At 51.3% G+C, this 12,178-nt stretch carries 7 protein-coding genes and 1 pseudogene; all 8 read right to left on the bottom strand.

What is annotated here, in order from left to right; genetic code table 11:
• Positions 1–179: 179 nt before the first annotated feature.
• Positions 180–1,175 carry a glycosyl hydrolase family 8 gene (locus VJY99_RS05645; protein ID WP_324117102.1) on the bottom strand — a complete coding sequence of 332 codons (996 nt, stop codon included), beginning with the start codon at positions 1,173–1,175 and terminating at the stop codon, positions 180–182.
• A gap of 9 nt (positions 1,176–1,184) precedes the next feature.
• The gene (gene bcsD / locus VJY99_RS05640; protein WP_324117101.1) at positions 1,185–1,652 is read right to left on the bottom strand and encodes a cellulose biosynthesis protein BcsD; all 468 of its coding nucleotides are present in this window, start codon (positions 1,650–1,652) and stop codon (positions 1,185–1,187) included.
• A 2-nt stretch (positions 1,653–1,654) separates the two neighbouring features.
• Positions 1,655–5,530 (bottom strand): cellulose biosynthesis protein BcsC, encoded by a 3,876-nt coding sequence (locus VJY99_RS05635; protein WP_324117100.1) that lies wholly within the window; start codon positions 5,528–5,530, stop codon positions 1,655–1,657.
• Between the two features lie 11 nt (positions 5,531–5,541).
• On the bottom strand, positions 5,542–7,884 hold the full coding sequence (gene bcsB, locus VJY99_RS05630; RefSeq protein WP_414641575.1) for a cellulose biosynthesis cyclic di-GMP-binding regulatory protein BcsB: 2,343 nt from the start codon (positions 7,882–7,884) through the stop codon (positions 5,542–5,544).
• A 5-nt stretch (positions 7,885–7,889) separates the two neighbouring features.
• Positions 7,890–10,010 (bottom strand): UDP-forming cellulose synthase catalytic subunit, encoded by a 2,121-nt coding sequence (gene bcsA / locus VJY99_RS05625; RefSeq protein ID WP_324117098.1) that lies wholly within the window; start codon positions 10,008–10,010, stop codon positions 7,890–7,892.
• 19 nt (positions 10,011–10,029) lie between these two features.
• On the bottom strand, positions 10,030–10,833 hold the full coding sequence (gene bcsQ, locus VJY99_RS05620; RefSeq protein WP_324117097.1) for a cellulose biosynthesis protein BcsQ: 804 nt from the start codon (positions 10,831–10,833) through the stop codon (positions 10,030–10,032).
• A complete protein-coding gene (bcsO, locus tag VJY99_RS05615; protein ID WP_324117096.1) occupies positions 10,824–11,414 on the bottom strand; it encodes a cellulose biosynthesis protein BcsO in 591 nt (196 codons plus the stop codon). Before bcsO ends, bcsQ begins: the two co-directional genes overlap by 10 nt.
• Before the next feature lie 544 nt (positions 11,415–11,958).
• Positions 11,959–12,069, bottom strand: a pseudogene (gene dppF, locus VJY99_RS05610) (dipeptide ABC transporter ATP binding subunit DppF); the annotation flags it as partial.
• Positions 12,070–12,178: the final 109 nt, after the last annotated feature.

The raw sequence follows: 12,178 nt of genomic DNA, 5'->3' as shown, positions 1-12,178 counted from the left end.
ATTCGGGGGAATGAGAGCAGCCAACAACCCTGCATAGAGAAAGGTGATGGGTAAAAACATATTCTTATACAGGCTGAGTATACTGCATTGTGTTGGGTTTGAGGTGCGCAGGTATGTGAATCAGGGGATTCTGAACTTTTCACCCTCTCTGGTTGCAAAGAGGGTGAAAATAGACGCAATTATCGCACTGACAGCGCCACCAGCATCTTTAAACTCGCAGAGTAATAATCCTCTTGCGCGGTGATTTGGGGTACTGCCACATTAGCAGGCTGGAGCACTAAGTCCCGCACCGCCAGTAACCCACCCTCCATCATGTACGGCGCGGTTTCACCTGTGGCGACGTTCACCCAAGCTGGCGTTTGTGCACGAGAGTAGCGCCCCCACCAGGTTTTATAGGCCTGCAATTCTGGGCTGCTGTGATTAAACCAGTACACGTACAGCGGAACGCGGATAGCATCGTAGCTAAAGCGCGCAGGCCACTCTTTTGCCGGAACAGTACGGCCATCTGAATAGAGCGAAACCCAGTCAGACGGGAGTTGTGGATTGCCAAAATGCATTTTCCCCAGCAATTTCTGTCCATCACTTATCAAATCTTTCCACACCGTTAAGTGACTACGGTTGGCGAAATCCTGCCAGGCCGGGAAGATAAAATAGGACGGGTTAAGATTCACATAACTGTTGAGGTTAAAACCTTTTGCGCCAGGCAACATCACCTGTAAACCGGCAAAGCGCACCACATTATGAGCAACCAGCGCCTTAGTGATGGCGTCTGATTCTTTAAGATAATCCGGGTTCTGCCACTTGTTGCCCGCTTTTAACAGCGCCCACGCGATAAACGTATCACCATCGACGGCATTATTTTTATCAGTGATCGGTTGGGCTTCTACCGGGTTATATCGCCAATAAAAAAGACCAGTTTCGGGGTTTTTCAGGGTTTTTCGCGTCCAGTCCCACATTTTATCAAAACTATCGCGGTCGTCGTTGGCCACGGCCATCATCATGGCAAAACCCTGGCCTTCAGTGTGGCTGACATTTTTATTGCCAGTGTCGACAATGCGGCCATCTGGCATTAAAAAACGGGATTTATAGCTGTCCCATGCTGTGTCAGCCAACGCTTGCTGGCTGAAGATTAAGGCAATCATTGCCACTACCAGCGTTTTAAATCGCTGCAACATCAAAGCACCTCATCGACTATTTTGATATCGAAAGTGTACCACTGTTGCTGACGGAGAGGACTCACGCCACAGCGACACATGCATTTTACCACCCTGATCACGCAACCAACGGGCGTAGACTCCTTCCAGAACAGCGCTGAATGCGTTGTTCCAGGAAATCTGTTGTGATTCGTCTGCGGGAACAGGCAAAGCCATATGGCGAATTAACATTGCCGTTTCGCTGGCTTCGATATCAATATAGCCCCAGTTGAAATGGGCGAGCTGAACATTTATCTGTGTTTCGAGTTCGCCCACAGTTCGCGCTAATGCCAACGGGTGACGAGCGGCCAACGTATCACCCATTTGTATCAAAAACTGGCGGCTTTCTGCTTCGCCCGCATTCGCCACCATGCTATCAATCATGATGTGGAGCAATGAGAACCAGCCTGGTTGTGCCTGCTGATTCTGAAAGTACTGCAACAGCTGCGTGTCATTCATGATTAATTATTCCCCAGCAGGTAACGGAAGTTGAGTTGTGCAGTACTTTCGTTGTAATCACCAAAGGTGTCATAGCCGACCTGTCCACCAATCTTCATGTCTTTGTTAACTTTGTAATCAGCACCGGCACGCAAGTTATAACCCATGCCGTTTTTGCTACTGCCGCTGTACCACGCTTCTTTAGCAAAACCGTTAGCAACATAGTTTTCCAGTTGCGATTGCATTGCTGAATCGGTCGGGAAGTACGGGCTTTCATTCTGGCTATACGACTGATAACCCACCGATGCGCCTACCGACATATCCCAGTTCTCAAACTTCTGTGTGTAATCCACCGGGAAGGAGACGCTGATGTAATCCTGCGGGCTGAAATAGCCACCTTGCCCATAGCTGAAGTAACTGAGGTTTTTCGAGAAGTCCATGTAACTCATACTGATACCGGTTTTCAGTTCGCGGTCATCAGCATAGAATGGGCGAAGATAAACGCCAGCATCCCCAGTGACACTGCCGTTACTCGGCACGTTTTCGCCAATGTAGTTATACAAACCTACACCCGCGTAGAAACCGGCATCGCCGTTGTCGTAGCTCAGTTGAGCTTTCCCCCCGTTTTTCGTCACCTGACCCCATTTCTTACCGCTGTATTTGTCTTCCACACCCACGTAAGAAAGCAGGCTGTCGACCACGGCACGACGCTCACCCGTTAAAACTAATTTCAGGTAATCGGTCAGTTGTGGCGACCACTGCACGCCACCAACAACGGTATTTAAATCCTGGCCTAATGGCGTTGATCCAACGTCCAACTTGTACTGCTCGCCGGTTAATGCCATCGCGACTTCCACACCCGCAACGCTTTGTGAGCCCTGGGAAGGCACGGTTATCTTGTCGATATTTGGCAGCTCCGGCGGTGTCGTCGTAGAGGCGTTGTACAACTCCTCTCCCACTTGCCCCTGAATCAAGGCACCCGTACCAAAGCGACGACTGGTTTCATCAGTCGAGCTCCCGGCATTCAGGCTAATTGGCGTGACGTTGAGATCTAAACGTGAGTCACCAAACGGAACGGTTGACCATTGCAGCGGGGCTTTGATTTCCGTGAGTTCACTCATGCCGCTTTCACCGTCACGACCACGAACTGCCAAGGCACCTCGCGCCCACATCGCGGTTTTTTCCGTCAATTGTTCCATCATGTTATCGACCTGACGCAACGTTCCCGCCTGTAGCGATTCAACCGGCAGATCGGTACGCGTAGTGCCCGGAGGTGCTGTTTGTGGGTTACGAGCCAGTTGTGCGACCTGCCACGGCATCGCATCGCCATCCGGTGAATTCGATGCCGTTTGCGGGGCGACGCTGTTTTTCGGGGTAAATGGGTTATCTGCTAACGCCAGACCACCCATCGTCGGTGCCGTGTCGCCATCGGTTCCTTGCAGGCCGAGTAGTTTCCCACGCGCAGTACGCAAATAGCTCATCGCCTGCTGGTGATTGCCATCAGCTTCCGCGACTCGCGCCAGTAACAGCAGGCGATCAGGCGTTTCATCGTTACGTAACCCTGCCGATAGCTGCTTCGCTTTATCAACATCTCTGCTGGCAAGCGCGACGTCAATTGCGCCCGCGCGGGCATCTTGCTTCGGCGTGTCACGCGTCATCAGGTAGTCGTAAACCACACCTGCTTCTTTGTTCATTTTGCCGGACTGATACAAACGCGCCATGGCAAACATCAGGTCGGTGTTTTGTGGGTCGCTCTGCATCGCACGGATCAGTTTGTCGTACGCTGCCGCATAATTGCCCTGAGTACGCAGTTGATCGACTTCGTTGATCACATAACCGTTGCGGACACTGGCCAGTTGCGTTGGCGTACTACGCGACTGCAATTCTGGATTCGCGAGGAACGCCTGGGCTTCACGCCCCAGTCCCGCCTGGTTCAGCACGGCGATCTGGTCACCATAATCTCCAGCATTCCCCTGCACGCCACGGCTCATGTTGTCACGCACAATCGTCACAGCTGTACTGACATCACCGGTTTGCGCCAGCATTACCGCGAGTTTACCGGCGTCTGCTGGGCTTTGTGGTGGACGCATCGCCAATGCTTTTAAGGTATTCGCCGCAGCGACGGTATCGCCCTGCGCCAGGTAGCGTTCCGCGACCGACATTTGCAGATTGTAATTCACACGCGCCGCAAGGCTGCGCATGTCGCTGGTTTGGCTGGCTGCCGGGATACGCGACAGCAGCGTTTGCGACTGCTGCCAGGCGTTGTTTTCACTGGCAAACAATGCCCCCACGTACAGTTCAGTGTTGGATGCATTAGGCCGGAAAGATGCCGCCATCACATTACTGGCTTCGTCACTGCGCCCCTGTTTCTGGAGCTGGCGTGCTAAATCAAGGCGCAACCACGGATCAGTTGGATAACGCGCCACGCCCTGCTGCAAAATGGCGATGGCCTGTTGCGGATCGCCATTCGCGGCTGCCTGCTGTGCCTGACGTCGCAGTGGATCGGTAGGATTGCCGCCGGAAATACGCGGCTGCAATTTTGCCTGCAAGCTGGCGGGCAAGGTTTGCAGCATCGCCTGAGCTTCAGCGGTTTTGTTCTGCTCGCGCAACACGTAGTACAAGTTTTCACGCGCAGCACCGTTATTCGGTTGCTCGGCCAGAATATTGCGCAATGACTGCTCGGCGGCAGCGTAATCTTTATTGTGGCGTTGAACATCAGCGCGGAATAATTTGGCCGAGGTGCCACGCTCACCACTTTGCTGTGCCAGTGGAGCACTCAGCGCCAGCGCCTGGCTAATATTGCCCTGTTTGAAAGCTGCCTGAGCACTCGCCAGTTGCCCATAAAATTCGGCGTCATCGGCTTGTTGTTTGCGCTCACCAGACACATCACCACCGAGATTCGCGGCACGATTCAGATATTCCGCGGCTGCAGTGTAATCGCCCTTACGCTGCGCGATATAGCCCATCCCAGCCAGCGCATCGGCGTCTTCCGGATTGTTTTGCAGAACTTGTTCGAATTGCGTTTTTGCCACGACGGTGTTGCCGCTATTAAGCGCGTTAAACCCTTCATTTTTCGCGGCACCACCAAGAGTTTTACGGTAGTGATCTTGTACCGCAGAATCTTTCGGGTGACGTTGCAGGAAGGTTTGATAATACTGTTCGTCGCTGGCCGTTGGCCCGAGCCACAACAGAGCCTGGCGCAGTGCTTTATCGGAATCCTGGCTGCCGCTGGCCATGTTTTGCAGGATATCAATACCTTCACGACGCGTACCTTCCTGATAGGTCAGCACTTTGCCCAGCGCAACACGTCCGCCGTTATCCTGCGGGTTCTGTGCCGCAAACTGGCGTAAACCTGCCACAGCCTGCGGATAGAGCGATTTATCACCCGCCATCGTCAAATAATATTCTGGCGCGAGGCTTGGCGGTGGCTGGTCGCCAGTAAACAAACTGTGCCAAGTGGCGAGGGCCGCGGGAATATTGCCGCTTCGCGCCTGCTGTCGCGCCAAGTCCAACTGCCCACGAGGGATTTGCTGAATTTGTTTGGCGTTATCCAGCGCCTGCAAATTGTTGTCTTGCGGTGAAGCTGACGCGAGGCGCTCGCGCCACTGTGCAGCACCTTTAATGTCCCCGGATTGCTGCGCCCACAACGCCATCAGATACAACGCCTGAGTGTTATTGGCGTCGACCATCAACACTTTTTGCAACGCTTCTTTTGCCAGCTCGTCATGTGACTTTTCATGCCAGTAATTAGCCTGGTCAAATAACGCTTTTAGTGCCGGATTGTTATCCTCAGCCTGAGCGCCAAACGTCAGGCCACCTAAGAAGCACAGAGTTAACACACGACGGGCGGTTTTGTTTTTATGATGCACATTTTTACGATGCATAGTTTTATGACTCATTGAGCACCACCTTACTTACCATCATCCTGAGGATTAAGACGAATATGCGCGCGTTTTTTCAGTAGGGCATACAAGCTCAAACCGATAATCGATGCGAATAACAAACCTAAAATAGCCAACAGTGCTGAATGCTGGTTGGCGTACCAGACCACCATCATGTACCACGGCATTTGGCCGCTCGGGAACTGTTGGCCAACCCGGAAGCTGCGTACCCCGTTTTCATCAGTAATGATGGCGGCGTCGCCACGAATACCGGCGTTAATGCGGGCTAAGCTTAAGTCCGTTTGCAGTCTTGAGAGCTGCTCGTCGGTGCTGCCAATAGCCATCACCACGAAGTACTCCGGGTTCCATTGCGAGGGGAAACTCACAAACCCACGCCACGCTTCGTTCGACGAGAAATATCGGTCAGCCGCAATACCTTTCGAGCTCCAGTCGCCTTCAACCCAATGTTGTATTTTTTGCCAGACTGAACGTTCGCGAACGCTGAACGAATGCTCGTTGCTGGTAAACGGCGACTGGGCCAGTAGCGTCCGGTTAAAGGTGCTTTGATTAATGGTAGAAACTGAAAGTACGTGGCTTTGTTCAAGGCGTTGTAGGTTTGCGCCCGCGGTTGGTACGCCAAACATCACCGTGTTGTTGTTTAAAGAGGTTCCGGTCGCATTACCCGAACGTGCAGCCATATTCAGTAACGTGCTGATTTCAGCCTCGGTTGGATTTTCTGGCAGCAGCAAAACGGTATGGGCGAAGTCCGCGAAGCGTGAGAACGGGAACGACGCACCGACGAAGTAAGAGAGGTTTGGCAACAACGAGAAGTGACGCGTTCTGCTCAAATCAATCGATGAATCTTCGGAGATACGGCTCTTAATATTGTTATTGAGCAGCACGCTACACGGTGCCGATTCTTTGGTCTGGATGTTGAAGTACAACGACAACTGGTTGTCGCCGTAAATCAAGTAAGGTTCTAGCGCCAGGTTGTACGCTTCCTGCCGCGCATCCCCCCCCACTTTTCGCCAAAGGGTCTCCAGTGCGCCTTGCTTATTCACCGGCAGGTTGTGCAGGAAAGTCCCGTTAAGGGTCAGGGAAAGGTAAGAGCGTTCTTCATCAATCCAGTTTTCCATCGGGAAGCGATAGCCGAGTTTCACCGGAATGGTTTCCCCATCCCACAAAAACAGATCCGGAGCCGCGCGGAAAGCCACACTTAACGAGTCGTGCCAGATTCCGGTCGCAGTCAGGCTTTGGTCTTTACGCATCAACTCGGAAAGGCGCACCGGATGTTCGGTACTGATCCAGCGCGGAGCGTCATACGCTTTACTCACCGGGATAGTCTGGTTTTCCACTGTGGTACTGGCAGTCTGGAGATTAAATTTCCCCTGAGTTAAACGCCACGCCGCAGCGCGCAACTGCTGATCGGAATTCCCGACCACCAACAACAGCTTATAAACCGGATTACCTGGGTTATCGATAATTTGCAGCATCGGTTTTTGCGTTTCAGGCAAGGTCAGGCCGCCAATTTGCTCGCCGGGCTTGCCAATCAGAATGCCGTTTTTCTCAGGCAACTGGTCGTTCAACACATTAAAGGAGATACCGCGATAGTCCGCCTCAATACCCAACCAGGACGCAACCAATGCCGCCGCACTCACTTGTTCAGGCCGCGTTTTTGCCGGGAAAGCAAACTCCACGGAAGCGGGAGTCATCTGCATTGAGTCGAAGAATGGGCGCGGGAAATGGCTGAGGTCAGAGCCGATATTGAGCTGCTGCCCTTCCAGCTCCAGCCGCGTGTTCGGCATGATGGTGACCTGGTATTTATCAGACAGGTCACGCAGACACAGTAACGCATCGCCATCGTTGATTTTAAAGCTGATGTTGTTACTCGACACCACCATCGCCGCCGGAATTTCCAGCTGATAGTTAGACACATCACTGTCGGCAGAACCCAACGGCACCGTACCCAAAGGCTGGCCGTTCATCATCAGCTGCAATGTGGTATTTCTTGCCGCCATTGCCGGAGAGACTTTCAGGTTCAGGAACAGCTGTGCATTGGTAATGACCTGATCGGCTGGCAAAGTGAAGTCAATACCCGCTTGTAACTGCCCCCCACTGAGCATAATTCCGCGTGGTTGGCCCATTTGCGCCACGGAAATGCTGCTCACATTCCCCGGTATGAGCACCGAAGGAACGGATGCCGCCACTGCCGGAGCAGGGATGGGTGCAGACAGTGAATCTGGCACGGCCACAGCGTCCGGTGTCGGTAAATTCAATGGAATTTGTGACTCCATGGCAGTGGTGTCTTCCGCCATAACCGGTGAGGTCATCACCGTCAACGCGAGCAATAACTGGCAAAGTTTAATACTCATCCCTTTCATGCAACGTTGTCCTCGTTGGCTACTTTCATACGTCTGGCTTCTTCCTGGCGCAGACGGCGGTTTTCGCGGCGTGATTTAAACGTCAGCCAGAAAAGGTCAAACACACAACGAATAATGATAAACATCGAACGGAAAGGGTTGTCCTGCGGTTTTGGTGGACGGATCCACGCATCGGCACGCGCCAGAACCACTCGCACCAGTTCACGGCGGCGATCCAATGGGATTTCGTCAAACATCAGGCGAATGGCCTGCTCGTCGCTGGCAATGACTTTCACCGGAATGCTGATAGAGCCAGATTTAAGTTGCAGCTCGATTTCTTCTATTTCATCAGACAGATGACGGTCATCCGGCACTGCTATCTGGCAGCCGCCCATCGACAAATCGATGGTATTGCTACGGGAAGAGATGCCACTGGCGTAGTGAATGACCACCGGGACTTCCACATCAATACGGATGGTTCTTCGCGTCTGACGCGTTTCACGGGCAACTGCAATCGCCGCCAGCAGGAATATCAGGCTATACAGCCCCCAGCCGACGTTAAGCGCAATAACGCTGGGGTCAACACCAAAGTAGTCATGGGCACAGGCGCGCACAATCCCGGCGATAATCGCCACCCCCAGCAACACCGCGACAATCACATGTGGGCGCACCACACTGAAATCGAAGTACCCGACGTTCAGCAATGCCCCTTTGTCCGTCACGTTAAACTTGCCACGTTTTGGGAACAGCATCGTGATAAACGTTGGCAATATAAGGTGGAATGCCAGCACCAAATCGTAAATCTCACCCCAGAAACTGTAACGATAACGCCCGTTCATTCGCGAGTTCAGATAGATGGTTAACAGCAAATGCGGCAAGGCATAAGCAAAGATCAGGCTTGCCGAGGAGTGAATGATGTTCAGGTTAAAGAGTAGATACGCCAGCGGCGCGGTAACGAAGGCCACACGCGGCAGGGCGAACTGGAAATAGAGCATCGCACTGAGATAACAGCACCGTTGCTGCCATGTCAGGCCGCGACCAAACAACGGGTTATCCATACGGAAAATCTGTGTCATGCCACGAGCCCAGCGGGTTCGCTGAATCACGTGCAGTACCAGACGTTCAGTCGCCAAACCCGCCGCCAACGGAATATCGAGGAAGGCTGATTTCCAGCCAAGGCGCTGCATTTTCAGTGCGGTATGAGCATCTTCCGTCACCGTTTCAACCGCAAAACCACCAATCTCTTCTAGCGCGCTACGACGAATAACAGCACATGAACCACAGAAGAAAGTCGCGTTCCAGTTGTCATTTCCTTGCTGAATCGGGCCGTAGAACAGTGAGCCTTCATTGGGAATGTTTTGCCCGCCCGATAAGTTACGCTCGAATGGGTCGGGTGAGTAGAAGTAGTGCGGCGTCTGTAACAGCGCCAGTTTCGGGTCCTTCAGGAATGCACCCACCGTCGCTTGCAGGAAGATGCGCGTTGCCACGTGGTCACAGTCAAAGACAGTAATGAGCTCACCTTTGGTGAGTTTCATCGCATGGTTTAGGTTACCGGCTTTGGCGTGCGAGTGCTCATTACGCGTGATGTATCCTACGCCCACATCGGCGGCAAACACTGCAAATTCACGCCGTTTACCATCATCGAGCAGGTAGATTTTGATTTTGTCGCGCGGATAGTCGATACATTGCGCGGCCAGTACGGTATCTCGCACGACATCGAGGCTTTCGTTGTAACTGGGGATATAAACATCCACCGTCGGCCATTTGGACGTATCTTCCGGCAGCGGCACAATTCCCCTTTTTAATGGGAACGAGGTTTGCAGGTAGCTCAGTAATAATATAACCCAGATATACAGCTCAGCTAGAAATAACCCCACTCCAAGAATGGCTTCTATTTCTGAATTAAAGTGCAGGGTTTGAGTTGCACGAAAATAAATATAACGGGTCGACATCAATACCGAAACGAGCATCATTATTATCGACACGCTGTGCTTTTTGCTAAAGCCTAATAAAAACAGAATAGCCAGGCTGATAAAGCCAAAGATATACTGCTTCTGGCTATCCATAGGCGTAATAATGATCAGCGCTGCTATTGGCACTAACACCAATAGCAGTACATATAACAGGGCCTTTTTCATAGAACATCCTGGAAGATTGTCAGAAATTTGATGTTCTCAAGGCGGTATGTACCGCGCCATCACCAATTTTTATACCGAGAACACCCGCAACGCGTTTACTGATCAGTTCAATATCAAAAGCCGCGGCAGAAGCTGGGCTAAAATCGAATATTGATTGCTGTGAAGCGTTGGCTTCCGCCACACTTTCGTCGCGGTTAATAACACCAAGCAGACGGTCGCCAAGACGTTGTTGCATAAACGCCGTGACGTCGCGGCTGATATTGCGGCGGTTATCACTTTGGTTGAGAACAAAATAATATCCGGCTTTGTTGTTTAACGGTTCGCCAATCAGACGGTGATTTTCAATATGCGGCAACAATGACAGCGATGCGGTATCTGCCAGCATGGTCACCAAATGCAAATCAGCCAAATGCGAAACCGCTTTCAGCGCCGGATTAGGACCTGGCGGGAAATCGGCAATAATGACAAGACCTGGGTAGTTGAGTAAGGTGCTTAATCCACGCATCAGGAAATGGTTGTCGGTGCTCAAGCGCTGCTCAAACTCCACTCGCTGTTCTTCAGTGACATCGCCATACGGCAGCACAAACATATTGCTACCGGCAGTCAGAACCGACTGGCTCCAGTCTGCGGATTCGATAGCTTTTGCCACATAGCCACGGCCATCAGATAAAGGCACACCAAAATGCAGACGCAGCGCATTTTGCACATCAAAATCAATGACTAACACTTTGCTACCCGCGCGGGCCAACGCATACGCCAGGTTGGCGGTAACCGTGGTTTTACCGACTCCGCCCTTTGGCGAACAAACACACACTAACGGCATGACGCAATCATCTCCAGCAACGGTTGCAGTGGTAAGTCTTTAGCGGGATGACTCCGCGCTGTATACCCTTTGGCTGCGAACAGTTTGTCAAAACGCACTGGCTCTGTTTTTACCAGTGCAGAGGCCTGCGGCGCTGAGACAGCGGCAGGTTTCATGGTTTCTTTTAATGGTTCTCTAACGGGTTCAGGTTGTGCGATTACCGGTGCAAGCTGTTCAAACAACGTCTCAGTTGTGTGTTGACTTTGCTCAGGTTGAAAAATCTCGGCTTTAGTTGCTGGTAGTACACTGTTCAGGCTATTCAGAATAGAACCTTGAGATGCCGAGTTACTGATAGGTTGCGCCACCAGTGGCCTGAAATGGCTAGTATCAAACTCATCAGCCTTTACCGCTTGCGGTACTGGCACTGAAATACTTCCGGCATTGGAAAGCACAGAACCTTCACCTTCAGCGTTCTTTAACTGTTTGATTATCGCCCAGTTGCTAGTATCTGCGGGCTGGTTTTGCGCCGACATATCTTTGAAATCGATAGCGTCTGTGCGAGTCTTATCCTTGAAACGCTGCAAATCATCATAGTTTTTCATCGCGACACTCATGATTTATAAGATATTTGTATTTGATGTATGAATATACCCAGACTTTTACCATGGCTATCAGAACGTCTTTGCTGGTAATTAATTTGGCTTATTGACTTCATGAATCACGCATAATTGCATTGCGTTATCATTCCATTTTTTATTATTCATTTTTGGAAAAACTGCTGCAACTCCGGCCAATATATAGGTTCAGGTGGTCTTACCTCCATCTTTTTTTCATATTTACATCAAGCTAAGCATGAAACCAATTGGATTTGTGATTGAGTGGAATTTAATGCTATCACGTAAAAGGTTGCAGCTTTTTTTTTGTGACTCCACACTCATAAAGTGTATTTCGTGGCTTCTGATATTTCGCGCAGGAAATTAACATCCGTGACAGAGGTATTAGAGAACATATATTGGGGTAACGGAAGAATCTAACTGGGTTCACCGTTAGCGAGTGTGCAGGGGAAAGCAGAACTTAGTGGTGAACGGAATATTAGTTAGCCTGGAATAGCTCGCCCTGACAAATGCCAAAGCGAGTTCGCGTAAACTAACGAATCTCCCCGTTCTCATCCTGATCAACAACGAAACACGCCACCAGTTGGCCACCGTAATCTTTGAGTTGCGGTTGCAGTTGCGTGCACGGCCCAAAACGGGAGCGGGATTATTTCACCCTACGATTGTTTTTTAGTCGTTTATCGTTGCAGCATAAGCCTTAGCGGCTGCGATCGCTTTATCATCAAAAATATCTTGCTCGTATCCATCCCCAG

Origin of the sequence: Buttiauxella sp., from assembly GCF_035271705.1 — a bacterium.
Classification (GTDB): domain Bacteria; phylum Pseudomonadota; class Gammaproteobacteria; order Enterobacterales; family Enterobacteriaceae; genus Buttiauxella.
Note: the sequence above shows the minus strand (reverse complement) of the source record. Positions and strands in the feature narration are given on the sequence as shown.